This is a genomic window from Leptothoe sp. PORK10 BA2, assembly GCF_034932105.1.
In the GTDB taxonomy this organism is placed as follows: Bacteria; Cyanobacteriota; Cyanobacteriia; order Phormidesmidales; family Phormidesmidaceae; genus Leptothoe.
Genome location: NZ_JAYGIG010000147.1, coordinates 1 through 26,994, shown reverse-complemented (window position 1 = coordinate 26,994; position 26,994 = coordinate 1). Strand labels below are relative to the sequence as shown.

Here is a 26,994-nt window from a genome sequence, read left to right as displayed (position 1 = left end):
CACTGAGTTTGATGCGACCCTTGGGCTTGCTCAAGGAGGTTACCAATTCCTATATTTGGATTACGCTAGCTGATAATCTCTGTAACCTGGGAAAACTCTCTAATTTTTTAAGCCTGAGTAGTTACCTTAATTTGCCTATTTTATCCGGATATAGGTTTCTCCATAAGCTGGGTGTTTCGTCGCTGAATTTTTCCCGCCGTTTTGGAAAAAATTGGGTTCACCTAACGTGGCTAGCTGATTGTGGATGCCAAAATGTTTGACTGACCGCGCAATAAATGGCTGTGGACTGGGCCTTGGGTCAGCCCTGGAACACCATAGACATTTGCTGAAATTTGATGACGGTGAAATTGTTGGTAACGAAATTCTGGATGGGTGCCTATCAATGTTGCCGGGCAATCACAAGGGATTGCCCGGCAATAATTTTTCTATTGTGGTAGTGCCAGAGCCTGGCTAACAGTGAGCCTTAGGTCGCTATTAGGATTTACCGAAATCACCTCTACACGCTCTCGTCCTAGGATCAGTCCACTCAGGGCTCCGGCGACGGTCCCGGTCAATACTTCCCAGGTTTGTAACTCGTCATCACCGGTGACTGCGGCAACCGCTGCTGCCGCTCCAGACCCCAACACTGCTCCAGCGAATACCTCGCCGATACTCGCACCCCGACGGATAGTTTCAGTGGTGGTGATAACAGCGGACTGGGCCTGTAAAGAGAGTCGCTGACCGCTGGCTAGGACTAGCGTTTGAGCAACAAATTGACATCCTTTCTGGTTGCCGACCGTGGCCGGACGTAATTCTCCAATGACTTGACTGTTGCGGGGAATCAGGATCTGACCTTGGCTATTGGTGATCGCTTCGGACACCTGTAGCGTGATGGGTAATGTCTCATCTGGTAGGAGAACAATCTTGTTGCCATCAGGGTAGGTGACGGGAATGCTAGTGCCCACTGCAACCGTTGACTGGGTAGTGGTGGATGTGGTTCTGGTTTGGACAATATAGGGGGATGTAATGGTGGCCACCTGGTTTTGGCTGGCTAATGCCTGATAAATAAAGGCAGCTACATCGGCTCGTGTGGCGGTTTGATTGGGCCGCAACGTTTCAACATTGGGATAGTTAACCACGAGGCGCTGTTCGGTGGCGGCGGCAATGCTGGTGGTGGCATAGCTAGGAATGGAGCCAGAATCGCGGTAAATGTTGGCGCTAGCAATGTTATTTGCCTGGTAGTTGAGACCGTTGGCTAGGGAGACGAGAACCTGGGCCCGGGGAATATTTTGGTTGGGCTGAAACACATTGTTGGGGTAGCCGGATAAAAAGCCCATGCGATAAGCGTCGTTAATGGCGGTGGCGGCCCAGAAGTCGGCTGACACATCGACAAATGTGGTGCTGTTACGGATGGTGGTTTGGTTAAAGGCTTTGCGCACCATGGCGGCATACTGGGCGCGGGTTACGGGCTCATCGGGGCGAAAGGTGCCATCGGGAAATCCGGCGATGATATTTTGGGCGGCAAGGCTGGTGATGAACTGGCTGGCCCAGTAGCTGGAGGATACATCTGAGAACTGGCTTTGGGCTTGGGCAACAGCTGGGGTGGGGGTGACGAGGGGTGCGATCGCACCTACTCCCATACCCAAGGCAAGTAATAAAGCTGTTGTAGTTTGAAAACGTCGGATATTCAACATAGTTAAGATTCTCAAGGACAAAATATAAAACTACCGATAGGATTGATTTTCCTAGGGTAGAGAACATTGAACAACAACCTTTTAACAACTAAAAAAGAACTGTTATAAGTCAGGTTGCCTGGTCAGCCGACTGGGTAAAAACTTTCAGTCTAGGCCGGTGAGTGGGAAGTAGATAGGTAGATGGATGCCTCGGCGGGTGGGTTGCAGCACCTTAGAACAATATGGAACTGACACCTCAGCCAGGGTATGTCAACAACGGAGCAACAGCGTGGAATGCTGGCAACGAATTGAATCTAACAAAAATTATTTTTGAATTTCGGATGATGCCGTTACGCCTTTTGAAGTGGCACAGCAAAACACTGTATATGTAGCTATCCTACGTACAAAACTGTGTCCTTTTGCCTTTGTCGCCCTGGATTACGATGTGCGTATTAGGTGCTCAACCCTTTGTGGAGCAAGTGGTTGCGAGGACTTTGTAGAAAACTACAGTTATCTAGCTACTTAGTTGCAATTTCTATGGATAGCAGAAACTGGCACAGGGTTTAGTCCTCGGAGAACCACTAAAAGCTGGACGTTTCTCCGACAAGAATTCAAAATACTCGATCTGAGCGCTTGCACCCATATTGGTCAAGGGACTGGGAAGCCCGCACCGGGTTAAGGCTTCCTTTCCACATTTTCCGGCGAACATTGACACCCGATAGAGCCATAGATTGAGTTTTATCAACTTGTACTGTTATTTTCCCGTTGAATCTAGGTAGTCTGAGAAAAGGATTTATTGACCGATTATTCACCGTCTACATACCGGAGAATTAGCGATGAAATACGAAATTCGCTATAAGCCAGCATTTGCCACGCTGTTTCTGACGTTGCAGCCTGGGGAACGTATTTTTGCAGAAGCGGGCTCTATGGCCAGTATGGCGGGAAGCTTAGCGATGAACACAGGCTTTTTTGGGGGGCTGATTCCCGGCTTGCTCAAGGCGTTTCTGGGGGGCGAATCCTTATTCCTGAATCAATTTTCTAATCCGACCGATGCCCCGCAGGAGCTGGTGCTCACCCAATCGAGCATTGGTGATATTACGCGCATAGAGCTGCAGGGGAATGAGCTATGCCTGCAGCCTGGGGCCTACATCGCCCACACCTCAGGAGTCAACGTGAAAATGGAGTGGGCAGGGTTTTCTAGTTGGTTTGCCGGAGAAGGGTTGTTTAAACTCAAACTCAGTGGCAAGGGCATCGTGTTCTTTGGGGCTTATGGAGGTCTCTCTGAGATGGATGTTAAGGATGAATTTGTGGTGGATAATGGCCACTTGGTGGCCTATGAGCCGGGTATCAAAATGAACATTGCCCTTTCGGGGGGGCTCTTGGGTTCGGTGACCTCGGGGGAAGGGTTTATTAATCGATTGCAGGGACGCGGCAAAATATATCTCCAGTCCCGTAGTACGGATGGATTAGTGCGATTTCTACGGTCGAAGCTGCGTTAGATGGACAGGGGATCTGAGATACCTAGAGAAAATTTTATCAGCTGAAAATTCTATGAACATTGAACTGTTACATCAGCCGGATAGTGCGATCGCAAAAATCCTCATGGATCCCCAGGAGGAAATGATCGCCGAAGCTGGGGCCATGGTAGCCATGAGCGGCCATGTTAACGTCAGCACCACCCTGCGCAAAGGCAAGGGGGGCGGCGTCCTCGGCGGCTTAAAACGAGTGCTGGGTGGGGAATCCCTATTTATGAGTGTCTTTCGCTCGGGCAGCAGCGCCGCCGAACTATACCTGGCCCCCAAGCTGATTGGCGACATCCTCGCCTATACCATCAGCGGCACCGACCTGGTCGTCCAATCCTCGGGCTACATGGCCAGCACCCCCGGCGTTGACATTGATCTAGGATTTACCGGGTTCAAAAGCCTCTTCTCGGGCGAGTCTCTCTTTTGGCTCACCGCCAGTGGATCTGGCCTGATATTACTCAGTGCCTTTGGTGGTATTTACGAAGTCGATGTAGACGGTGGCTATGTTGTCGACACGGGCCATATCGTCGCCTTTGAACGCAGCCTAGACTACAGTATCGCCAAGGCTAACAACAGTTGGGCGGGGGCATTCTTCGGCGGCGAAGGCTTTGTTTGTAAATTTAGGGGACGGGGTAAAGTCTTTTGCCAAACCCATAACCCAGGGTCATTTGGACGGCTGATTGGCAGCAAGTTACCGCCTCGTTAGGGGCTGAGACTAATGGGCTCAACCCACTATCAACCCACTATAATCCACTACCTAAAACTACCTAGCAACAACAACGAGGAGATTATATAGATGAGTGCAAATATTGCCTACGCCATTGATCATAATCCATCCTATGCCTCCCTTAAACTGAGCTTGCGGCCCAACCAGGTAGTCTCCGTCGAAGCTGGTGCCATGGCGGCGATGGATAGCTGTATTGAAATGAAATCTAAGGCCAAGGGCGGATGGAAGCAGGGGCTGGGGCGGATGCTGGGGGGAGAATCCCTGTTTATCAGCGAGTTTACCGCGAAGGAAAAACCCGGCGATCTCTACATCTCCCCCGGTGTTCCTGGAGACATTCAGCACTATGTCTTGGATGGTAGCCAAACCCTGATGGTGCAATCCTCTGGATTCGTCGCTGCTGGCCCCCAGGTGACCATGGACAGTAAATTCCAAGGAATGAAAGGCTTTTTTAGTGGAGAGTCCTTATTCCTATTGAAAGTCACCGGGCAGGGAGATTTTTGGTTTAGCTCCTTTGGGGCCATTTTAGAAATTCCCATAGAGGGTAGCTACGTGGTTGATACGGGCTATATCGTTGCTTTTGAAGATACCCTCAGCTATAACGTGGAAATGATTGGCGGCCTTTCCTTTAAGAGCTTAAGGACCAGTATCTTTGGCGGTGAGGGTCTGGTGGCTCGGTTTAGTGGTACCGGGAAACTGTGGGTGCAGTCTCGCCACATTTATTCCCTGGTCAACTTCCTCAATCCCTTCCGTCCCACCAAAAGCTAGAGCATGCCCATGGAACTTCCCCCAGGAACAGCGGCCTATAGCGAAAACTCGCCACCGCCGAATAACCGTCAGTTGTTCATCTTGTTGATCCTCTTTTTGGCGGGCATTGGCTTAGCCCTCGGCCTAGCGTTTTGGTTAACGGGGGCGTTGGTCTGGTTTATGCCGCCGGGGGTAGAACAGCAGCTGGGCCGGGTGGTGGTGCCCATTTATGAAGCCCAGTCTGAACCGTCAGCCACCCAGGATAAGCTCAATCAACTACTGGATCGATTAGAAGTACATTTGCCCGCCGACCAACGCACGGAACGGGATTACCAGGTGCTTTATATCCCCGAAGAGACGGTGAATGCCTTGGCTATTCCTGGCGATCGCATTATCATTTACCAGGGTTTACTGGCCGAAGCCGAGTCTGAAAATGAGCTAATGATGGTGTTGGGCCATGAACTGGGCCATTTTACGAACCGAGACCACCTGCGGGGGCTGAGTCGCCAGGTTTTAATTAGTCTTTCCCTATCGGCCTTATTCGGTGACTTTGGTTCCCTGGGGTCCATTGCCACCAGCAGTATTGCCACCCTATCCAATGCTCAGTTCTCCCAACGTCAGGAACAACAGGCTGATCGGGTGGGCCTTACCCTGTTGAACCAGACCTATGGCCATGTGGCTGGAGCGACGGATTTCTTTAGGCGTTTGGGTGAGAAAGAAGGTACGGGGTTAGCCATTTTGGCTAGCCATCCCCCCTCACCAAAGCGGGTACGTCAGCTGGAAGCTTTGATTGACCGGCAAGGATATAGCCTAGGTGAGAAAACACCGTTGTCATTGCCCCAGTCTTAATGTCAGGAGAAAATTCATTCCCAGTAAAATCAGGGTATTTTTGCCAATAAATGCTACGCCCTCAAGACTTTACGTTGATCTATGGTCATTGACCTGAACAGAATTTGACGAGCATAGTTGACTCAGGAATGTTGCCTTGATGTGCTCAGTGAGCCGTATGGCTAAGGCAAGAACCGTCAAGGTTGAATTGGCGTAGCCGCCGGTCGGAAAGACAGAACTGCTGGCAATAAATAGGTTCGACACTCCATGGACCTGGCAATTAGGATCCACGACACCTTGGCTAGGACTTTCATGCATGCGTGTAGTACCCATGGGATGATGGATGCTGGGGGTCCAGATGACTGGGGTGCCATGGTCCAGCTCACATTTCACACGACCAAGGCCAACCTTTTCAAACTCCTCAGCAAAAATTTCCATCGCCCGTTTGACGCTGCGTTGATCAATGTCGTTATAGCGCCAGTGAATGGTCATTTGACGGTAACCAAAGGCGTCGCGATCGCCCGAAAGAACAATTCGGTTATCGGGATCAGGAGCCTGTTCAGTAATGTGTAGAAGTTCGAAGCAGCCAAACTTTTGGGGCTTATTCTCTAGCTGGGACCAACCCCCATGGTCAAAATCATATTGATAATAGGGACGTTTGCTAAAGCGGTTACTGCCTGCAGTACGCCAGGTGCGGTACACCAAATCATCAATACTGCCCAGAATATTGGCAACGTGTTTAAAGCTATTAGGGGGTAACTTTCGGGCTTTTAAGGCTTGCTTGAGTACCCGTGCCGATTGCAGGGCTGGAGAGGATGGGTTTTTGCCGTTGGGCAAAAGCATGCGCAGAGGATTGTAGCGAGCCCAAGCAGGGCGAGGGAAAATGGCGGTATTAATTTCATGACTTGTTCTTGCCGCTGGGTAGCCTCAGTTAGTACAGGCTTAGCAATCACACGGCTGCCGTTTACCCATCGGGCATCGTATAGGTCAAGGTGGTTGACGACCTGGGGATGCTTGGGAATTAAAACACCGGGACGAATCACAGGGTGATCCATTAAAAAGCGTCCCACTAGGTCATGGCCATTACCCAGACCGCAGGTTTGCACCGAGTCTGACAGTAGCAGAAGCCTCGCCGTTTCTAACCCTCCCTGGGCTAGGATGACAACTTTGGCTGAAATGCGAAATGGTTGGCCACCGATGGATCCAACTTTAACCCCGGTGACCGTTTTAGCATATTCATCGGTTTCCAACTCTAGGGCATGGGCATAGGTCAGGAGGGTAATATTGGCCGACTGTTCTAATTGCTGGCGATATTCATGGGTGAATATATCCCGTGGTCCAAAATGGAACATCTGGGTAGTGACTCGATTCCCGATGAACGGAAGTTGCTTGGCCTGGGCATCTTCCCAATCAGATGGATTGTAGTTATATGGACCTGTTTGAGCTACCTGATGAGCCCTTGCATAGTAAGGGTCGAGATCTGAATGGGTGATCGGCCAGCCACTGTAGGGGACCCATTCGCGTTTCTCAAAATCAATTGGATTTAAGGGGACGTAGCGCACCCCAGTCTGTCCATTACCCAGGTCAATGGGCCAAACAGTAGCGGTGCCCCCAAAGACGCGTTCGCGCACATTGTCAGGAGTAGGATAGGGATCTCCTTCATTGCTACCGGCTGAAAGTGCATCTACGGCAGGATCAGGGGCAAAACCACCGGACTCTAACAGCATGACCCTGACGGGTTGACCGTTTAGCTCATGGGCAATGGTAATACCTGCGGGCCCTGCACCAATAACGCAGATATCTGTGTCCAGGGTTTCTGCAGATGAAATGGTACGTGCATCGTTATTCATGGTGGTTCTCGGTCGAGTGAGGTGCATCCTTCAGTGCGGAATTCATACCAGCAAGGCTAGCCATACCTCATGAGTTCAGGAACCGCTATAGTGCCTCAAGAACAGGCTAAATTTGCATTGAGGTAATGAGGTAATGACGAACGGAATGGCTAAAAGTTGCCTTTACTCTAGTTGCCATTACTTGAGAGTGGGTTGGTAAACTAACGCAAAGTCATTGATCTAAAAAGACTTCAAGCGCTTTGAGTGCATTTGAACTGTAATGTCTGAAAATTCTTGGACGAAAAGGATTCAAGGGAAATCAACAATCATTGATGAACACCTTCTAATTAGACCCAGCTTTCAGCGTCGATGAGATATTTCGTTTGCCCCATCCCCCGATAGTGAAAAGTCTTTTGTTCTTGCCATCAAAGGTAATCATTTTTATCGCAGCAACGCCGGGAGCAGGGGGCCTTTTGCCTCCGGTTTACCCATTAACTGGGGCACCAACCGATTAATCAGCTGAATGATCGGCACATTCACCAGAAAACTGACTAGGGTTAATCCTAGGGTAAATAACGTAACGGTCACCCAACTCTCAAAAATCGACGGATCTAGCTTGCCGATAATGGGTGTAGCAATATTGACATAGAGAAAATTCATTCCTAGTAAAATCAGGGTATTCTTGCCAAAAAATACTACGCCTTTGACGCTTGGCAGGCTCAGGCTCAGCAATATGATAAAGAGAGAACCGATAATGGCTGTGGTGACAAATAGAAAGAGATTGCCATAACTGGTCACTGCCAGCGCGACAATGCCCCTAGGGTCTAGAAAAGGGCCTTGGTTTAAATTAAATGTGGTTACGGTGGCGACTAGGGTGATTACTAGACCAACATATTTATGGAGAGGCTGTTCAAACCAAGCAACAATGTTTGACTGCTTCAAAATAAAGCCTAACTGGTAAAAACTGAGACCAATTAAGGATGAATTCAGATACCAGGTATCTAAGCCTCGTAAAGGCAAGGAAGACTTAAGGGTTTGGTTCAGACCCACCAAGTAGTAACCCACTAGGAGGGTGAGTATGGCTAAACCAACGCTTTTCCAAAGGTTGTCTTTGATGAAAGGATAAACGCTATGGTTGAGGAGTTCTACCGTAAATAAGCAGAATAAAAACCAGGTGATAAAATTGCTAAATGGATATCCAGTCAATACGTCCACCAGGATACTTGGCACAGAATAGTTTTCAGCAAATCCATTGTTTCCCCGTACTAAGTGATCGAGGAAATAAATGCCGAGGGCCAAAATGTTAAAAAATAGAGCGGGTACAATGCGGGTCAATACCTTCTGGTACAGGAATGAGCCTAGAGGTTGTTCTTTATGTTTATAAACAAACCCTGAGAGCATGAAAAACAGGGGCATGTGAAATGCATAAATGCATTTGTATTGTTGATAAGCTGCCGTTTCTACTGCAAACTCCTTGTACTCTAAAATTTCTTCGACAAAGTGGCCATAGTAAACCAGAAAAATGCCATAGGCTTTGGCCATGTCTAGCCAAGGGAATCGTTTACTTTGACTAGAGGGCTTTAACTGATCAGTCGAGTGATCAGAAACGGGAACGGTTGTTGTTGATAGCATTGCTAAACCCTGTTTATAGTCATGGCCTGCGCCAGACTGTGAAGCCTGAGCGGAGGTCAATGGTAATCCACCGAAATGGCGCGTGAGTATAATTACTCGCCGTGCAATTACTTAGATGTTGACGCGTGACTGTGATCACTTACGCACGATTACTTAGATGCTATGGGCAAAACTTTAGTTCCGGCAGGAACTCATGAAGTTCTCGCTGGAGTTAATGAGTTTTAGGTTTAGCTTTTCTTCAGTTCCTAGCGTCCTATGCTGGTAGCTTGTTGGCCGACAAAGTCGCGGATGGTGGTCCAAATCACCTCTGGGCCAATGCCAAAGAAAATTTGCAGCCCCAGCAAAATGAGCGCTGCCATGAATGCAGTCTTCAGGGTGGCTTTAACAATTTTGATCAGCCAGGTGAAGACAAGGACTGAAATGATGACAGCACCGATGACGACCGCAAGTTCCATGGACAACGATTCCGATGGGGGACGGGTTTAATCTTAACCTATGGTCTTTAGACCGATGGCATCTAGCTCTGGGCTGAGCCCCTAAGAACCGAGGGCGACGACCTGACGTTGGGGGATAGTCCCCAATCCAGTGGGCTCAGGAACCGAGGGCGACGACCTGACGTTGGGGTATGGTGTCGCTAACGGCAATGACTTCATCCCTGGCCCATTGGTCCGCATCCAAGATGTCTTGGAGGGACGGGGTGGCGGTGAGGTGGTCGCGGTTGCGATCGCACACTTTCTCAATCACCTTAGGAATATCCAAATAGTGAATCTTTTCATCTAGGAAGAGGGCCACTGCCTGCTCATTGGCCGCATTCAGGACTGCCGTCATGGAGCCCCCGGCTCGACCCGCCTCGTAGGCTAGGTTAATGCAAGGATACTTGGCGTGGTCCGGTTCCTTAAATGTGAGGGTGGCTAACTGCGCCAGATCCAACGGTTTCCAGTCGGTAAAGATGCGTTCGGGCCAGGAGATGGCATAGAGCAAGGGCAGCCGCATATCGGGCCAGCCTAGCTGCGCCAGCATCGACGTATCCTGGGTTTCAATCAGGGAGTGAATAATGCTTTGGGGATGGATGAGGGTGTCAATGTGGTCATAGTCCATGCCAAATAAATAATGGGCTTCGATCACTTCTAGGCCCTTATTCATCATGGTGGCGGAGTCTACCGTAATCTTGCGACCCATGGACCAGTTGGGGTGGGTGATGGCGTCAGCAACGCTGACGTCCTTGAGTTTTTCCACCGGCCAGTCCCGGAAGGCACCGCCGGAAGCGGTCAGGATAATGCGGCGCAGTCCCCCTTCTGGTAGTCCCTGAAGACATTGGAAAATGGCAGAATGTTCAGAGTCGGCGGGTAGCAGCTTTACCCCATGCTTTTTCACCAGGGGCAGCACCACCGGACCACCGGCAATCAAGGTTTCCTTATTGGCGAGGGCAATGTCTTTGCCCGCTTCGATGGCGGCAATGGTGGGTAAGAGTCCGGCACAGCCCACAATGCCCGTGACGACGACCTCGGCATCCCCGTAGCGGGCTACTTCCACAATGCCGTCTGCGCCCGCCAGGATCTGGGGTTGGGGCTCAACATCAGCAATGGCCGCTTTTAACTCAGCCAGTTTGCTTTCATCCCGGATGGCAACAATCTCGGGTTTAAACTGGCGCACCTGCTGGGCGAGCAAGGTCACGTTGCCCCCGGCGGCAATGCCCACCAAGCGAAACTGATCGGGATGATGTTCGAGAATGTCTAAGGTTTGGGTGCCAATGGAGCCGGTGGAGCCGAGCAGAGTGATTGCCTTCACTGGAATTGCCTATTGCTAAAGGTTTACAGCTGACCGGGAATGCGCCTGGTCGCCCGCTGATGCTTTCTGCCCATAGTTCACCATCTGGGGTATTTGCTGGAAGCTTTAGAGAGCAGCAGCTACGGGCGTCGAAAACCGATAAATGAATGCATCGATTTTCTATAACTATAGATTCTTAACGTCTTTTCACAAAATCTTAAGCAGGTGAGTTCTGGGCCTGAGATCACCCGCTTTTAGAAAACACGACCATAATTGAGTAAGGAGATCGCTAGCTGAACCGTCTCAACCTATGGAAGCTTTTTCATCCGTTCCACCCCAATGGACCGAGTCCGCTACCCATGCCCTAACGTTTTGCTGTCCTCGCTGTGGGGCGACAGCTGCGGGGGCGACAGCTGCTTGGATTAACCGGCGGGCTCCGGTGTATACCCACAATCACAAGCGGAAATGGCAGGAATTTTATCACTGTGAATGTGGCACTGCCTGGTGGGGGTGGAGTAGCGATCGTCCCCCTAACCCTTGGCAGGTAAATGATCCACCTGGGGAAATGTCACTGGGGGAAGCGTCATCGAGTTTGGACCCCCTGACCGGGTTGGGGGATGTTTGGGGTAGTGTGGAACCCTAGGTTTTTGACGCCGACACCTATTTAATTCCTATGCCGATCATCGTTTTTGGCAGTCTCAATATGGACTTGGTGGCCCAGGTGCCGCGCTTGCCCATGGCTGGAGAAACATTGCTAGGGACGGGCTTTACCACGGTGCCAGGGGGCAAAGGGGCGAACCAAGCGGTTGCTGCGGCCCGGTTGGGGGCTGCCACCTCCATGGTGGGTCGAGTGGGGGACGATGGTTTTGGTGCGATTCTGTGCGCCAGTCTGCGGCAGGCTGGGGTGAATACGGACTTGGTTTTGGTGGATGCGGGGCCATCGGGGGTGGCGCTGATCAATGTGGATGGGACGGGGGAAAATCAGATTGTGGTGGTGCCTGGGGCCAATGGCCATGGGGATGAGACGGATGGATTGCGGCTGCCGTTGCCGGTGGCCTCGCCAGACCGCTCCAAACCCCTAGAACCCTACATTTTGTTGATGCAGTTTGAGGTGCCGCTGGTGGCGGTACAGGCGGCGGCCGTAAGGGCCAAGGCGCATGGGGTGCGGGTGATTGTGGACCCGGCCCCGGCCCGGTCGGATTTGCCCCCAGACTTTTATGGCCTGGTGGATATTTTGACCCCCAATCAAACGGAGGCCTCTCAGCTGACGGGTCTGGCGGTCCAGGATGTGACCACGGCCCAGGCGGCGGCCCAGGTGCTGCGCCAGCGGGGAACGGCCACGGTGATTGTCAAATTGGGCGGTCAGGGGGCGGTGGTGGCCTCGCCATCGGAGGTCTTTCATGTGCCCGCTTTCCCGGTGCCGGTGGTAGATACGGTGGCGGCGGGGGATGCGTTTAATGGTGGTTTGGCGGTGGCCCTGGGGGAAGGGAAGCCCTTGCGGCGGGCGGTGGAATGGGCCAGTGCGGTGGCGGCGCTATCGGTGATGCAAGCTGGGGCGCAGCCGTCCATGCCCACTCGCCCCCAGGTGGAGGCATTTTTGCTGAGCCATGGATCCGAATAAATCAGCCACGGCCATCGGCTTGATACTCTAGACTGGGTTAGTACTGCTTGTCATTAAGCTACCCTGCGGTTCAATGTCCTCAAATCAACCGGATATCATTTTCTTGGTGCTCGACACTCAACGTGTGGATCGCTTGTCATGTTACGGCTATGAAAAGCCGACGTCGCCGAATATTGATGCATTTGCGGCGGGAGCAACGCGGTTTAAGGTTGCGATCGCACCCGGACAATGGACTATCCCCTCCCACGCCTCCATGTTCACCGGGCTGTACCCATCGCAGCATCAGATGCAGCAGTCCTACTCCGTTATGCCGCCCCACCTCAAAACCTTGGCAGAACGGCTGCAGGACGGGGGCTACTACACCGCCGCCTTTTGCAATAACCCCCTGGTAGGCGTCATCAACAACGGATTGCGCCGTGGGTTTTACAGCTTTCTCAACTACAGTGGCCTGCTCAGTTCCAAACCCAACCAAGCCGGTGTGCCCTCCAGCTTTTTAGACAAATATCGCCAGCTGTTTAAGCGCATTCTGGCCAATGTCCTCAATCAGGTGCAAGACGCCTTTGCCCGGTCCGACTGGCTGCTATCCCTATCCTTTACCCCCCTGATGGTGCCCCTATGGCAAACGGCACTCAGCTTCAAAGGCAACACCCGCAAATCCCTCGACGATGCCGCCAAGCTGTTGATTGAGCGCAAAGGAGTGGACTCAGGCCAGCCCGTTTTCACCTTCATCAATCTGATGGGTACCCACATGCCGTACCACCCTCCGCGGGAATACATCGAAAAATTTGCCCCCCATGTCCTCAAAAATCGCGATGCCCAAACCTACCTGCGCCGCTTTAATAGCGATGTATACGGCTGGCTAGCTCCCCTGGTGGGCTCCCTAGGAGAACAACAAAAAGACACCCTCGATGGCATGTACGACGCGGAAGTTGCTGCCCAAGATGTCCAAGTGGGAGAGTTTTTAGATCAGCTTAAACAATCGGGTTGTCTGGACAATACCTATGTTGTTGTCTGTGCCGATCACGGTGAACATTTAGGAGAGAAACAACTCATTGGTCACAGTCTCTCCATCTATAATGAGCTGGTCCAGGTTCCCCTGATCATCCATGACCCCACCGATACTATTGAACGGGGCACCCTGCGAGATGACGTTGTCTCCACCCGCTGCCTCTTCCATACGGTATTGGCTGCCGCCGGACTGGCTACCCCAGAAGAAGCTGAACTGAGCCTAGAACACCCAGACAACAGCCAAACTCTCCCGGAGGTTGCCCCCGAACGCCGTGTGTACGCCGAAGCCATTACCCCCCAAAATGTCCTGAACCTGATTCAAAAACGTCAGCCAGAACTCATCTCCCAACATGCCTGCGACCAAACCCGGCGGGCTGTATGGGTAGGTAACCACAAGCTGATTGAGACTGCCCAAAACCCTCCCCAACTTTACGATGTCCAGGATGATCCGAGCGAGAGTTTAGACCTGAGTGAGATTTTTCCCGAGATGGTGGAATCCCTACAAGATTCCCTATCCGCCTTTGGTCAAGATGCCGAAGAGCACCGAGCATTATATTCCCAGGCTCGCGCCACCGGCTTTGACGACCCCGAGGTGCGCCGTCGCCTCAAAGACCTTGGCTATCTAGAAGAGTAATCATGTATCCCCCCGTAGATCCCACCATTGTTGAATTTGGTCCCTTTGCCTTGCACTGGTATGGCCTGCTCATGGCCTCCGCCGTGATCACCGGTTCCTGGTTTGCCAGCAAAGAAATCGAACGCCGTGGCAAGAATCCAGAAGACTTCTGGGACATGCTGATCTGGGTCCTGATTCCAGCCTTTCTCGGTGCCCGTCTCTACTATGTCTTTGTCCAGTCCAGCGACAAAGCCTACTACTTTGCTAACCCTGGCCAGATTTTACAAATTTGGGGCGGCGGCATTCACATCTTTGGCGCATTTATCTTTGGCGGCATTGCCCTATGGCTGTTTACCAAAGTCCGCCAATTACCCACCCTGATGTATTTAGATGCCGCCGCAGTGGGTCTCCCCATTGCCCAGGCCATTGGCCGCTGGGGCAACTTTATCAACCAAGAACTCTATGGCCCCCCCACCGACTGGCCCCTAGCCCTACGGATCGATCCGGCCCATCGTTTAGCCCCCTATGACGATCTGGTCACCTATCCAGAATCCACCCGATTCCACGCCTTGTTTTTATACGAGTCCGTCTGGAATCTGCTCGGCTTTTTAGTCCTGTACTGGGTGTCAAAACGGTTTGGCCGACAGCTTCGCCCCGGCGACCTATCGCTCCTCTATTTAGTGTGGTACCCCTTTGGGCGATTCTTTATCGAGTTCCTCAGAACAGACTCTTGGTTTTTCCCCGGTACCCCGTTTAATGTGGTACATATTCTGTCCCTTATTGCCATTGTTGGTGCGATCTCAACGCTAGTGTGGCGGCGACGGTTGGGCAAAACCGTGATGAAGAATAATTATTAAACATGCCTCCTTCCCCCCGCCTCATCATCATCGGCCTTGACTGCATGGAGCCCTCCCTTGTCTTTGAACAATGGCGAGACGATCTACCCAACCTCTCCCGCCTCATGTCCCAGGGCAGCTATGGCCGCCTAGAAAGCTCTATTCCCGCCATTACCGTGCCCGCCTGGAGCTGCATGATGACAGGGCGAGATCCAGGGGAGCTGGGCATTTACGGCTTTCGCAATCGGGCCACGCGGGACTATCAAAACATGGCCATTGCCGACGGTCGAGCTGTCCGTTTTCCTCGCCTGTGGGACTACCTGGGAGATGCTGGCTGGAAAGTTGCCGCCCTCAGCGTGCCGGGAACATCCCCTCCCTATAAGGTAAATGGTTCCATGGTGTCTTGCTTTCTCACCCCAAGCCCCCAGGTCACCTTTACTCATCCACCCGAGCTAGGGGAGCAGATTCGGCGCTGGATGCCCGATTTCATGATGGATGTGCCTGAGTTTCGCTCAGAAGATAAGGCCGAGATTCTGTCGAACATCCATAAGCTATGCGACCAACGCTTTACCCTAGCGGAAAAGCTAATTGCCCAGGACCAGCCCGACTTTCTCATGCTGGTGGACATGGGGGTGGATCGCATCCACCATGCCTTTTGGAAACCCATGGACCCCCGCCATCCCGACTATGTACCCGGCATGCCCTTCTCCACCGCGATCCATGATTACTACTGCTATGTGGATCAGCGGGTGGGGCAGTTATTGACCCAATGTGATGACGACACCGCCGTGTTAGTGGTCTCGGACCATGGAGCCCAGCCGTTGATGGGGGGGATTTGCATCAATGAATGGCTAATGGATCAGGGCTATCTCACTTTAAAAGAGAAACCCAGTGAGCCGACTGCCCTGGATCAGGTGGAGGTGGATTGGGAGCAGACACAAGTCTGGGGAGCCGGGGGCTACTACGCCAGAATCTTTTTGAACGTGAAGGGAAGAGAGCCCCAGGGGACAATTCCGTTGAAAGAGTTTAAGGCCTTTCGGGAACAGCTAATTGAGCAGCTGGAAGCGATTACATTCCCCGATGGCTCTCCCATGGAGGTTAAAGCATACATTCCCCAGGAGACTTATCAGAAGGTGCGGGGCATGGCTCCGGATTTGCTCGTGTATTTTGACTGGTTAGCATGGCGTTCGGTGGGCAGTGTGGGTACTGGAGAGCTTTATGCCAAAGGGAATGACACGGGACCAGATGATGCGAACCATGCCCAGTATGGGCTGATGATTTTCCACGATCCGCAAGCTCCCCAGGGGGGGCAGGTGTTAAAAAATGCTCAGATGTATGACATTTTACCGACGATGCTCCATCGTTATGGGCTGAATGGTCCGGAGGATTTACGCGGCAAAGTCTTGTCGTTATAAGCGTTGACGCTGGGTCTACTATAATTTTATGTTTCAGCGAAAATACTCCATACCACAAGGGTGTATATTCGATCATGTTTGAAAAACTGTAAGAATAACTACCCATTTTAAAATTATGTTGATACCAAACCTACGCATCAAGGCGTTGTTTCCCTTGGTTTTACTTCTTCTGTTCACGGTTACAGCCTGTGGGCCAAAAGCGTCAGACGTTGGTGATAGTGGAGCCGTGGATAGTGGGGACGCGACTTCCCAGGAACCGACTGAAGCGACGCCAGTGGATGAGCCGTCCGCAGTTGATGATCCAGATGCCGTCGCGCCAGAAGAGGCGACAGGTGTAGCATTGGCCCTATCTGGCGAGGGTGTATTAGTGATTGATCAGCAATCTGGAAAAACGCGAACGATTCCGTTTGAAACAGATGTTGAAACGTCTCAAATTGCTATTTCTGCCTCTTTGGGAGAACCTACAGATACCACTGAAAATAGCGAGTGTGGTGCTGGACCCATGAGTTTTATTACTTGGTCCAATGGGTTTACGATCAATGTGAAGGATGATCAGTTTGTGGGTTGGACGGTGCGTTTAGATACTGAGAGTGCAAACCTGACAACGGTAGACGGTATTGGTTTGGGCTCAACACTAGCCGACTTGGAAGAGAACTATGATGTTGGGGTGATCGAAAGCTCTCTGGGAACGGAGTTTGATGCATCCAACAGCTTGTTTGGTTTATTGGATGCCAATGAGCCGAATGGCGTTATTACCGATCTATGGTCCGGCGTTACTTGCATCTTTCGTTAGAAACGCTCCTATTTTTCATAGCACTCTAGGATACTGACTAACTTGTGACCGTCAATTGCTGTGTCTGGGAACGCAATTGGACGAATAGTTCCCTCGTTAACAGTATCCTGAGTCAGAAAATTGCCATTTTGTAAGTTTTTAAATGAGCTGTCTTTGGGTTACATTCACTACCCAGTCTTTTTGCATGTCTGCTGCGGCATACGGCTTGCGTTTAGTTTCTAAATCTTAGGCAAGTGTAGTATCTGCGATTTCAATCAGCCCATGCATCGTAAAAGCGAGTTAACCCAAACGGTTGCAACAACGCTTTGAGCTTTAGCAAAGCACTATTTTCATGCGGTGCTAACACGTAAGCCCACATCTTGCCACTGCGATGGTCAATGGCAGACCACAGCCAACGTTGTTGTTGCTTAGACCCCACAAAGCCTCACATATCTCCATTTCAGCCTCATTCGCTCGCACTACCATGACCGATTCCAAGCCGTTTTCTAATTGCTCTAACAACGGTTGATTGACTGATTCAAGAGAGCATTCTTTTTGTTAATTCTTCAATCACAGTCGTTGAGCTAATGTTAAGCACCCGTGCAGCATCTCGGATGCTACAGCCCTGACTTAAGCGGAAAGAAGGTATAAAAAGGTCGTAAGGCTTGCTATGTAAAGGCGTGAGATATTACCAATCCGTTTATTTTCGTGCTTCTGTTAGCAGTTGGTCTTTTATGGAGACCTGCACAGGAGGAATCCGAAGTCGCCAGCTAACAAGCCCAATACATATCTATCGCCGAGAGGTGATTGGCTGAGAGTTTGAGGTGCTCTAGGACGGGTGATGGGGGTCGTTAGACCAGCATTTCTTAGCCGAAACTCATTTTAAGGCGTTTTAACCTGGCTATAATCATTCAAGCTCTCCTCCACACGGAAGGCTAAATAAAGAAGGGCAAGGATCTTAAAGGCGATGTTATCGAGCAATATGAGCAATAGATATTCATTTATTGGTGGCAAGCAAGGCCTATGGCGAGTGGTAGAAGTGCGGAGTGTTTCTGGCCCTAGTTTAGAGCTGGTTGAAAGGGTGAATGTGGTGAATGATGCGATCGCAAAATTGCCCTTGGATAGTGCTTGGGTGATACAAAGTTTTACCAGTAATATTCGCTATGCTATGCATGATGAAGTCAAGGTGCTTCAAGCAGTGCAGCCTGTGCTAAATCGCTCGGAAGCCGTTTCTGCGGTGCTGATTCCGATTAAAAAATCTGCCCAGTGGTGGGAAATGGCACAAGATGAGCGGCGAGCAATTTTTGAGGAAGAGTCTCATCATACGGCTGTTGGGTTGGAGTATCTCCCAGGGGTTGCACGTCGGCTGCTTCACTGTCGCGATCTTGGAGAACAATTTGATTTTCTCACATGGTTTGAATTCGCACCGGAGCATACTGAAGCTTTTGATGAATTATTGGTACGGATGCGCGCAAGCAAAGAATGGGATTATGTGGAGCGTGAAGTTGAGGTTCGCCTAGAGCGGGATGATATCTCGAGAACATAGTCTAATAATTCAAATGCAGCGGACGGTTGAGAGTCACTGGCAATGAGTTCGAGGTTGCTACCGCCAATTTTTGAGCCGTTCGACTACAATTGAGAGAGACTCTGAAGCAGTCTGATCGGCAGTGTTGCAATTGCCCGTTGTCTAGTTGAGTTCAGCGCAGCAATGGCCAATCGTACCAGACCCAAGAAGCTGTCGCTCGCAGCGTCCAGTTGAGTCTTGCCAACGCAAGCTCAATCACCTTAGTCCCAAGAGATTTCGGCAGGCGCTTGCCTCAGTATCCAGATCGCCAATGGCGTTACCGACGAGTGCGCTCGGTGGGTAGGCGAGGGCTGCCAACGGGCGCTGGTTACGTTCTGTCAACGGTTGTCAGTGGCCGAGGCCCTAGTCGATATCGGTGGATTATCCAGGGTAAGCAGCGTTGAGAGATCGGAGGGAGTCGGAAGTTCCAGTTGCGAACTGACCAGTCAGCGCTTTGCTATCGTGGCAGCCCTCGCTGAAAATTTGCTTCCGAACACTGCGGTGGAGTAGCCTGAGCTTAAAATATTGGCTAAAGTTTAAAGGTGCTGCACAGCTGCACAAATCTGCCGTTAGCCACACGTGAGCACGATGCGACTAGCCTCCTCTAACTCTGACGTCACGTTTGATTTCTCTGACGTCGATGGCGACTATTTTTGTGTGTCGGTGATGGCGCCCGATCATTCTGCAAGACGACGAGTGTGCGCGTATACGGACCGCTCTGGGGTCGCACGATTGTTTGCTGAAGCCGCGCGCGACTGGAAAGGCTGGAGCGGAGAGAAGGTGTGGGAATCACTCGAAGGTGAGCTACGGATCGCGTTGACCATCGATCGACTTGGTCACGTTATAGTGGCGCTTTGCATCCGCTCCGATCCTGGTAGTTCAGACCGATGGAACCTTAAATCTGAACTTGGACTCGACGCGGGGCAACTCGAAGCTGTCGCCAAAAATGCAGAGCGGCTATGGTGTGGCGGTGGCTAAAAATCGCAATGCACCGGAACTTTTGGGTATGCTGTTTAGAATAAAGGTTATTTACATCCGGTGATTGTGAACGTTAGGCGGCATTCAGCGCTTGTACAAATTGCGCCACTCGAACCATCTACTCCCACTCAGTCGCCAGCGGCGGCTTCCCAAGACCGAGTCTCTGATATCCGATGCCAGTGGACGCGGCTGATGCGTGTATCGCAGGTCCTGCTTTCGCTGCATCGCAAAGTGAGCTAGCTTGAACCCTTAGTATTTGGTGGGTGCCAGTGATTTACTGTGATTTACTATAGTAAAGGTGCTGAGCCTATGGCCAGGTTCCATGAAGACTAGGAAGTTAGTGAGTGAATAGGCGATGAACAATTGTTCTGGTTGTGGCGATAGCAGACGAATCCCGAAGGGATTTGGCATGCTGCATCTTAAATTTCCTACTTTTCACACAAAAGCAAAGGCATTGTCTTTACTAAATTCTGCAAACGTAGAACTTGCTGAAAAAAACGATTTAATCGCGATAGAAGTACAGGAAGAAGGCCTGCTCTCGATAGTGGATTTACTTGACCGTCCTTTTACAAAAATCGAAGCGAATGGCATTCAGGCATATTTCGAAGAACAAGATCGAGTGTCGGTATTTGCGGATGTTTTCGAAGTTCGGTCACTGAGTACATTTATCGGTCTCATTCAGTCGCAATGGCTCTCCGAGTTGATCGAGTCGAAATCTTATACCACCTATTTTCAGCCGATAGTTCACTCTATGAATCCGGATGATGTCCTTGGATATGAGTGTTTATTTCGTGGACTTCGTGGAGAGAGTTTGATCCCACCTAGCGATATATTTGAGACTGCCAAATCTGCTGAAATCATGCCGAAAGTTGATCTAGCTGCTCGGCAGTCAGCAATTGAGTGTGCAGTGCGCTCTCAGATTGGTGGAAAACTATTCATCAATTTTGCGCCGACAGCGATCTACGATCCAGTAAACTGCTTAGCGACAACCATTGCACTACTCGAAAAGAATCAGATTCAGCCGGAGCGCGTGTGCTTTGAAATTGTTGAAACAGAAAAGATCGCAGACGTTGCAGATTTAGTGACACTATGCAATTTTTATAGAGCGCGTGGATTCAACATTGTTTTAGACGACCTTGGTGCGGGATATTCAAGCTTGACATTGATCACCCAGCTAAAGCCAGACTACGTAAAAATTGATATGGAATTAATCCGCGACGTTGACACCGATTCTTTTAAAGCTTCATATACCAAAGCACTTATTGATGCTGCTAAACGTGTTGGCGTTCAAGTGATCTGCGAAGGTGTGGAGACCAATGGTGAATATCAGTGGCTTCGAGCACACGGTGCTGATTACGTGCAGGGTTTCTATTTTGGCCGACCGTCGGCGACAGGTCGATAAATAAAAAATATGTTGCTGTGATGGTCTGGTTTGACTAGTCGCTGTGATTGAGTGCTGGTCACACTCGATATACATTTTCAGCATGCAGAAGGTTTGCAACCTGTACGATGGTAATCTGTGGCCAGCCAGCTAACACTGCGTTGGTGTGGCGGAGTAAAGATGCTTGGTATCAAAGCTAGGGTATTGACCGCCGCACAAATATGCCGTTAGTCTGCCGCTGATCTGTTCATTTTTGATGAGCTCATATTTTGAGTAGGCGCGGATTGTAATGATGTGTAAAAAAACAAACACAACAAGGCACTTAATCCAAGTGATAGCAGAACTTAGATTAGCTTCGATGGCAGATTGGGAAATTCTTTTACAGCTTGTGCAAGAGTTTCATCAGTTCGAAGATGTGAACCTTTCAGAACAACAGAGAGCGGCTGCCCTGAAAATGTTATTAGAAAATGCTGAAATGGGTGGCATTTGGCTAATTTGTTGTAACAGCCAAATTGTTGGGTACATTGCACTGTGCATTGGATACAGTATTGAGTTTGCAGGTAAAGATGCCTTTGTTGATGAATTTTATATTCGATCGGACTATCGAGGAAAAGGTTTAGGTAAACAAGTTCTCAATCAGATTAAACTCTTGGCGCAAGCACAAGGAATACAGGCACTTCATCTGGAAGTTGCGCGATCGAACATCAAGGCTCAGAGACTTTATGCCTATGCAAATTTTGAGGTTCGTGAAAAATATGTTCTGATGTCGGTGAAATTATCAGACGACTCAGCTATCACAACTTAATAATCCCTTGACGCAGGGCATGCACCATCGCATGGGTGCGATTCTCAGTAAATTTCGGTTATCCTCGATTTAATGGTGCTCCTCAGTTCAGCTAACGCTCTGAACTGATTGACTTCTGGAACCCAAGCACAAGTTCGCCGTTGAATCATGGATAAGAAGCAGCTCTCTGAACGTGATATCTGCACTCAGTACATAACTCCAGCTTTGGTGCGATCGGGGTGGGATCTGGCGACCCAGGTCCGGGAAGAATTTTCGCTGACGAATGGGCGCATCCTGGTGCGGGGGAAACTGCACACTCGGGCACGGAATAAACGGGCTGACTATGTGCTGTTTTACAAGCCGAATCTGCCGATTGCGGTGATTGAGGCGAAAGATAACACCCATTCTTTGGGGGATGGGATGCAGCAGGGTTTGGGCTATGGCGAATTGCTGCAAGTGCCTTTTATCTTTAGCTCCAATGGCGATGGCTTTTTGTTTCATAACAAAATCGCCATGGATGGCGTGATTGAGCGGGAAATCGGGCTGGATGAGTTTCCCTTGGCGGAGACGCTGTGGCATTGGTGGGCGGCTCATCGGGGGCTGTCGGAGGCGCAGCAAAACTTAGTCAAACAAGATTACTACAGCGACGGCAGCGACAAGACCCCGCGCTATTATCAACTGCTGGCGATCGATAAAACGATGGAGGCGATCGCTAAGGGGCAGAACCGGATTTTGCTGGTGATGGCGACGGGGACGGGTAAGACCTTCACGGCGTTTCAGATTATCTGGCGATTGTGGAAATCGAAGACGAAGCGGCGGATTTTGTTTTTGGCCGATCGCAATATTTTGGTTGATCAGACCATGACCAATGACTTCAAGCCCTTTGGCTCTGCCATGACCAAGATCCAGAAGCGACAGGCGGATAAGTCCTATGAGATTTATCTATCGTTGTACCAGGCGGTGACGGGGACTGAAGAGGAGCAGAAGATCTATAAGCAGTTCAGCCGCGATTTTTTTGATTTGATTGTGATCGATGAGTGTCATCGGGGCAGTGCGGCGGATGATTCGGCTTGGCGGCAGATTTTGGACTATTTTTCGTCAGCCACGCAGGTGGGCTTGACGGCGACGCCCAAGGAAACCAAGGAGGTTTCTAATATTGACTACTTTGGGGAGCCGATCTACACCTATTCCCTGCGGCAGGGCATTGATGATGGCTTTCTCGCGCCCTATAAGGTAGTGCGGATTGATATCGATCGGGATTTGGTCGGGTGGCGACCGAGTGTGGGGCAAAAAGATAAGTATGGCAATGAGATTGAGGATCGAATTTACAATCAGCGGGATTTTGACAAGACGATTGTACTGGAACCCCGCACTCAACTGGTGGCCAAGAAAATCAGCGATTTCCTCAAGCAAACGAATCGGTTTGATAAAACGATCGTGTTTTGTGAAAACATCGACCATGCCGAGCGGATGCGACAGGCGTTGGTGAATGAAAACGCGGATCTTGCCGCTGACAATTCTCGCTATGTGATGCGGATTACGGGCGACAATGAGGAAGGTAAGGCGGAACTGGATAATTTCATTTTTCCGGAATCGACCTACCCGGTGATTGCGACGACTTCTAAGCTGATGACCACGGGGGTGGATGCCCAAACCTGTAAGTTGATTGTGCTAGATCAGCGGATTCAGTCGATGACGGAGTTCAAACAAATCATCGGGCGCGGAACGCGGATTAATGAGGACTACGGCAAGTTCTATTTCACGATTATCGACTTTAAAAAAGCGACCGAACTGTTTGCTGACCCTGAGTTTGATGGCGACCCTGTGCAGATTTATGAGCCGGATCCAGGTGATTCGCCAGTGCCGCCAGAATTACCAGAGGGCGAAGAAGTTTCCGGTGGCGATTATCCAGAGCCGGAGGGGGGCTTTGAATGGCAGGGCGGCGAGGACGATGGGGGGGATGCTGATGATCCGCCCGGTGTGCGCCGCTATGTGGTGGCAAATGTGGCTGTGCGAGTGGTGGCGGAGCGGGTGCAATATTACAACCCGGATGGGAAACTGGTGGCTGAATCGCTCAAGGACTATACCCGAAAGACCTTGACCCAGGAATTTGCCTCGCTGGATGATTTTTTGGTGCGTTGGAGTAGTGCGGATAAAAAACAGGCGATTGTGGATGAGTTAGCTCAAGAAGGGGTCTTTTTTGAGGCGCTGGCGGATGAAGTGGGCAAGGATTGCGACCCGTTTGATCTGCTTTGTCATGTGGCTTGGGATCAGCCGCCGCTGACCCGCAGAGAACGGGCGGAGCGGGTGAAAAAGCGCGATTATTTTACAAAATATGGCGATCGCGCTAGACGAGTGTTAGAAGCGCTGCTCGATAAGTATGCTGATGCAGGCGTTGGCCAAATTGAGGAAACTCAGGTGCTGACCCTTGCGCCGTTGACTGAATTTGGTACCCCGACCGAAATTGTGAAAATTTTTGGTGGAAAGGATGCCTATCAACAAGCTGTGCGAGAGTTAACCGAGTCGCTGTATAGCGCGTAAGGGAATTGCAAAGTAATAAAATCCCTTAGCTCTCTTTAATCACAATGGCTAAGGGCAAATGATCGCTAAACCCAGTTACGTCAAATTCATTAGGTGAAGAGGGGCGACCGAAACGTTTGGGTGCTCCAGCCTTCGTGAGCATTTCTGGATATTTAATAATTTCCAGACTCTTTGCCACCAGCTGTAAAGCAGACTCACTTCTCAACAGCGGACGGTTGACCAAGATTTGATCCAAAACAGTTGAGACTCCTTCAAACACATGGGTGGCCTCGCCTTGGCCCATTTTTTCCCACATCAGGTTGTAGAGATAAGGATTTTTGGTCCGGGCAGATTTTACCCGCGCTGGGCTGCGTTCTGAGAGCGCATAGTCCACCATTGAGCGGCTAAAGGGTTCATCGTTAAAGTCGCCCATCACCACTACCCCTTGGTCTTTACCGTGAATTTGCATAATGCGCTCATGCCAGTAGGCCAAGGTTTCGGCAGCAATAATGCGGTAGGGTTCAGAGGCCAGTTCGCCGCCCAAGCGAGCAGGCCAATGGTTGCCAATGATCACCAATCGTCGATTCTCAGGGATCGTATAAAAATTGACTTGTACGAGATCTCTCGTGGCATTGCGACGCAAAATAAAGTGGTTAAATACCTCTGTTTCTAAGGTTTTGTATTTAGCACTATCGTAAATAAATGCAATATCAATACCACGCTGATCTTGGGTATCGGCATGGATCACCTGATAGGCTCGACCCAAAGGCGCTAGCTTTTGAATCAGTTGCTCTAGCACCTTGCGGTTTTCAACCTCGCCTAGACCCAGAATATCTGGACCTTTGCCGCTGTTCAATCGTTTAATTACAGACGTTAACTGGGTCAACTTTTTGTCGAGAATATTGGCAGTCCACCCCACGAGTTCTGCTCCAATTACCCGTGCCAATTTGTCGGAGCGATCGCCATCATTCTCAACCGAGAACAGATTTTCGACATTCCACCAAGCTAAGAAATGTTCCGTCATTATTTTTTTGACACTATATTTTGCTATCACTTTCAACGATTATCTGACTCGCGAACGCTTCAGGCAATGGCAGAAACATCTCGCATGACACATACCTCTTGGGAAAAAAGCCTAAGAAGATACTTCTGATCCTAATCAAGATTAGAGGCGAGATTCAATCGGGATAAAGAATGGATAGCTTTGGTCACTTTGCTGAAGACGTCGATTGTGGACAGAGCCCTTAGGATCGTGGATTTTATAACCCCGAATTTTTGGGTAGGATGTGTTAGCGCAGCGTAACGCATCGATTCAAGGCTGTACAGCGCTTACCCCCATTTCAATACGAAGCACCATTGGATGTAGGATGTGTAGAGCCTCCGGCATACCAGAAAAGCTCGGCGTAGCGCGTTACAGGCGATTGGCAACGATGCGTTACGCTGTCGCTAACGCATCCTACTTTTGATTCAATTTATTGGCACATTCGTTTACAGAATCATGGCAATTGGAACGCTCATCAAAACCATTCAGGACATTATGCGCAAGGATGTGGGTGTCGATGGCGACGCTCAGCGCATTAGCCAGATTGTGTGGTTGCTGTTTCTAAAGATCTTTGATGACAAGGAGCAGGAGTGGGATCTGACGGTGCCCGGATATAAATCACCCTTGCCGCAGGCGTTGCGCTGGGCGAATTGGGCGAAGGATGCGGAGGGGATGACAGGGGAGGAGTTGATTGAGTTTGTCAATAATCAGCTTTTCCCCAAGCTAAAAAAACTGGCGACGAAGCCGGGGGTGTCGTCTCGGGGGAAGGTGGTAGGTTCGGTGTTTGAGGATGCCTATAACTATATGAAGTCGGGGACGCTGTTGCGGCAGGTGATCAACCGCATTGAAGAAGATGTGGATTTTAATTCTTCGAGCGATCGCCATCTCTTCAACGATATCTACGAAAAAATCCTAGCGGATCTGCAATCGGCGGGGAATGCGGGAGAGTATTACACGCCCCGCGCTGTGACGCAGTTTATGGTGGATATAATCAATCCAAAGCTGGGCGAAATAGTACTTGACCCGGCCTGTGGGACGGGGGGCTTTTTGACCAATACGATCGAGCATCTGAATCGACAGGTCAAAACCGCTCAGGATCGGCAAACGCTGCAAGAAAACCTGAATGGGGTGGAGAAAAAGCCGCTACCCCACATGCTGGCGATGACGAATGTGATGTTGCACGGTATCGATGTGCCCAGCAAGATTCTCCATGACAATACCTTGAGCCGTCCGCTGCGGGATTATGGACCGAAGGATCGGGTGGATATTATTATCACTAATCCGCCGTTTGGGGGGATGGAGGAGGATGGGATTGAAAGCAATTTCCCAAAAAAGTACCAAACCCGAGAAACAGCTGATCTATTTATGGCGTTGATTATGCATCTGCTCAAGCCCGACACGGGGCGGGCGGCGGTGGTGTTGCCGGATGGTTTTTTGTTTGGAGAAGGGACAAAAACCAATCTGAAGCGGGAGCTGTTGGAATCGTTTAATCTGCACACGATCGTGCGGTTGCCCAAGGGGGTGTTCAGTCCCTACACCAGCATTAATACCAATATTTTGTTTTTTGATAAGGGCGGCTCCACAAAAGAGGTGTGGTTCTTTGAGCATCCTTATCCACCAGGCTATAAGTCCTATGGGCGTAACCGGTGTTCCTCGGCCATCAGTAAAGGGGCTGAAGTATTGTCAGTTGGAGGTTGTAGAGCATCAAGCAGGAAATAGGACTAGAGTTGGAATATGAACGCCAATCTAGTCCCAACA

At 50.4% G+C, this 26,994-nt stretch carries 25 protein-coding genes; 17 read left to right on the top strand and 8 right to left on the bottom strand.

All coding sequences use genetic code 11. The annotated features are described in order from the left end of the window. Positions 1 to 425: 425 nt before the first annotated feature. Positions 426 to 1,673, bottom strand: a complete 1,248-nt coding sequence (locus tag VB741_RS23520) for an S-layer homology domain-containing protein (protein ID WP_323367659.1) — start codon at positions 1,671 to 1,673, stop codon at positions 426 to 428. 815 nt (positions 1,674 to 2,488) lie between these two features. Between VB741_RS23520 and VB741_RS23515 the strand changes: the two genes are divergently transcribed. The 4 genes from VB741_RS23515 (at position 2,489) to VB741_RS23500 (ending at position 5,495) form a co-directional block, all read left to right on the top strand. Beyond that, a complete protein-coding gene (locus VB741_RS23515; RefSeq protein ID WP_323367658.1) occupies positions 2,489 to 3,151 on the top strand; it encodes a TIGR00266 family protein in 663 nt (220 codons plus the stop codon). A gap of 52 nt (positions 3,152 to 3,203) precedes the next feature. Continuing rightward, positions 3,204 to 3,881 carry a TIGR00266 family protein gene (locus VB741_RS23510; protein ID WP_323367657.1) on the top strand — a complete coding sequence of 226 codons (678 nt, stop codon included), beginning with the start codon at positions 3,204 to 3,206 and terminating at the stop codon, positions 3,879 to 3,881. A 90-nt stretch (positions 3,882 to 3,971) separates the two neighbouring features. Beyond that, entirely contained in the window at positions 3,972 to 4,667 is a 696-nt protein-coding gene (locus VB741_RS23505) for a TIGR00266 family protein (RefSeq protein WP_323367656.1), read from the top strand. A 3-nt stretch (positions 4,668 to 4,670) separates the two neighbouring features. Next, positions 4,671 to 5,495: a M48 family metallopeptidase gene (locus VB741_RS23500; RefSeq protein WP_442786441.1), complete on the top strand. Its 825-nt coding sequence runs from the start codon at positions 4,671 to 4,673 to the stop codon at positions 5,493 to 5,495. 69 nt (positions 5,496 to 5,564) lie between these two features. Here the strand turns inward: VB741_RS23500 and VB741_RS23495 are convergent, their stop codons facing one another. From VB741_RS23495 to dxr, 5 genes are all read right to left on the bottom strand, one after another. Continuing rightward, positions 5,565 to 6,317, bottom strand: a complete 753-nt coding sequence (locus VB741_RS23495) for a GMC family oxidoreductase (protein WP_323367654.1) — start codon at positions 6,315 to 6,317, stop codon at positions 5,565 to 5,567. Further along, a complete protein-coding gene (locus VB741_RS23490; RefSeq protein ID WP_323367653.1) occupies positions 6,245 to 7,324 on the bottom strand; it encodes an FAD-binding protein in 1,080 nt (359 codons plus the stop codon). The genes VB741_RS23495 and VB741_RS23490 overlap by 73 nt, the downstream gene beginning before the upstream one ends. 420 nt (positions 7,325 to 7,744) lie before the next feature. Next, entirely contained in the window at positions 7,745 to 8,935 is a 1,191-nt protein-coding gene (locus VB741_RS23485) for an acyltransferase family protein (protein WP_323367652.1), read from the bottom strand. A 245-nt stretch (positions 8,936 to 9,180) separates the two neighbouring features. Further along, complete coding sequence (locus VB741_RS23480; RefSeq protein ID WP_323367651.1) at positions 9,181 to 9,390, bottom strand: hypothetical protein; 210 nt, start codon at positions 9,388 to 9,390, stop codon at positions 9,181 to 9,183. Between the two features lie 136 nt (positions 9,391 to 9,526). Continuing rightward, positions 9,527 to 10,723, bottom strand: a complete 1,197-nt coding sequence (gene dxr / locus VB741_RS23475; RefSeq protein WP_323367650.1) for a 1-deoxy-D-xylulose-5-phosphate reductoisomerase — start codon at positions 10,721 to 10,723, stop codon at positions 9,527 to 9,529. A gap of 289 nt (positions 10,724 to 11,012) precedes the next feature. Between dxr and VB741_RS23470 the strand changes: the two genes are divergently transcribed. From VB741_RS23470 to VB741_RS23445, 6 genes are all read left to right on the top strand, one after another. Continuing rightward, on the top strand, positions 11,013 to 11,345 hold the full coding sequence (locus VB741_RS23470; protein ID WP_323367649.1) for a hypothetical protein: 333 nt from the start codon (positions 11,013 to 11,015) through the stop codon (positions 11,343 to 11,345). 30 nt (positions 11,346 to 11,375) lie between these two features. After that, complete coding sequence (gene rbsK, locus VB741_RS23465; protein ID WP_323367648.1) at positions 11,376 to 12,323, top strand: ribokinase; 948 nt, start codon at positions 11,376 to 11,378, stop codon at positions 12,321 to 12,323. 73 nt (positions 12,324 to 12,396) lie between these two features. Next, positions 12,397 to 13,965, top strand: a complete 1,569-nt coding sequence (locus VB741_RS23460; RefSeq protein ID WP_323367647.1) for a sulfatase — start codon at positions 12,397 to 12,399, stop codon at positions 13,963 to 13,965. A gap of 2 nt (positions 13,966 to 13,967) precedes the next feature. Beyond that, positions 13,968 to 14,801, top strand: a complete 834-nt coding sequence (gene lgt, locus VB741_RS23455; RefSeq protein WP_323367646.1) for a prolipoprotein diacylglyceryl transferase — start codon at positions 13,968 to 13,970, stop codon at positions 14,799 to 14,801. Positions 14,802 to 14,803: 2 nt separating this feature from the next. Next, positions 14,804 to 16,195, top strand: a complete 1,392-nt coding sequence (locus tag VB741_RS23450; protein ID WP_323367645.1) for an alkaline phosphatase family protein — start codon at positions 14,804 to 14,806, stop codon at positions 16,193 to 16,195. A gap of 115 nt (positions 16,196 to 16,310) precedes the next feature. After that, positions 16,311 to 16,988: a hypothetical protein gene (locus VB741_RS23445; RefSeq protein WP_323367644.1), complete on the top strand. Its 678-nt coding sequence runs from the start codon at positions 16,311 to 16,313 to the stop codon at positions 16,986 to 16,988. A gap of 250 nt (positions 16,989 to 17,238) precedes the next feature. On the opposite strand, the gene VB741_RS23440 is transcribed toward VB741_RS23445, so the two are convergent. Further along, on the bottom strand, positions 17,239 to 17,406 hold the full coding sequence (locus VB741_RS23440; RefSeq protein WP_323367643.1) for an IS1 family transposase: 168 nt from the start codon (positions 17,404 to 17,406) through the stop codon (positions 17,239 to 17,241). Positions 17,407 to 17,949: 543 nt separating this feature from the next. Between VB741_RS23440 and VB741_RS23435 the strand changes: the two genes are divergently transcribed. The 6 genes from VB741_RS23435 to hsdR all read left to right on the top strand — a co-directional run bounded on the left by VB741_RS23435 (position 17,950) and on the right by hsdR (position 24,215). Then, positions 17,950 to 18,513 (top strand): chlorite dismutase family protein, encoded by a 564-nt coding sequence (locus tag VB741_RS23435; RefSeq protein ID WP_323367642.1) that lies wholly within the window; start codon positions 17,950 to 17,952, stop codon positions 18,511 to 18,513. A 266-nt stretch (positions 18,514 to 18,779) separates the two neighbouring features. Then, a complete protein-coding gene (locus VB741_RS23430) occupies positions 18,780 to 18,935 on the top strand; it encodes a hypothetical protein (protein WP_323367641.1) in 156 nt (51 codons plus the stop codon). A 184-nt stretch (positions 18,936 to 19,119) separates the two neighbouring features. Continuing rightward, positions 19,120 to 19,509 carry a DUF6228 family protein gene (locus VB741_RS23425; RefSeq protein WP_323367640.1) on the top strand — a complete coding sequence of 130 codons (390 nt, stop codon included), beginning with the start codon at positions 19,120 to 19,122 and terminating at the stop codon, positions 19,507 to 19,509. Between the two features lie 355 nt (positions 19,510 to 19,864). Beyond that, the gene (locus VB741_RS23420; protein ID WP_323367639.1) at positions 19,865 to 20,911 is read left to right on the top strand and encodes an EAL domain-containing protein; all 1,047 of its coding nucleotides are present in this window, start codon (positions 19,865 to 19,867) and stop codon (positions 20,909 to 20,911) included. A 337-nt stretch (positions 20,912 to 21,248) separates the two neighbouring features. After that, complete coding sequence (locus VB741_RS23415) at positions 21,249 to 21,695, top strand: GNAT family N-acetyltransferase (RefSeq protein ID WP_323367638.1); 447 nt, start codon at positions 21,249 to 21,251, stop codon at positions 21,693 to 21,695. 147 nt (positions 21,696 to 21,842) lie between these two features. Further along, positions 21,843 to 24,215, top strand: a complete 2,373-nt coding sequence (gene hsdR, locus VB741_RS23410) for an EcoAI/FtnUII family type I restriction enzme subunit R (protein WP_323367637.1) — start codon at positions 21,843 to 21,845, stop codon at positions 24,213 to 24,215. 25 nt (positions 24,216 to 24,240) lie between these two features. Here hsdR and VB741_RS23405 read toward each other — a convergent pair whose 3' ends face one another. Next, a complete protein-coding gene (locus tag VB741_RS23405) occupies positions 24,241 to 25,218 on the bottom strand; it encodes an endonuclease/exonuclease/phosphatase family protein (RefSeq protein WP_323367636.1) in 978 nt (325 codons plus the stop codon). Positions 25,219 to 25,692: 474 nt separating this feature from the next. Between VB741_RS23405 and VB741_RS23400 the strand changes: the two genes are divergently transcribed. Continuing rightward, positions 25,693 to 26,955 (top strand): type I restriction-modification system subunit M, encoded by a 1,263-nt coding sequence (locus VB741_RS23400; RefSeq protein WP_323367635.1) that lies wholly within the window; start codon positions 25,693 to 25,695, stop codon positions 26,953 to 26,955. Positions 26,956 to 26,994 lie beyond the last annotated feature (39 nt).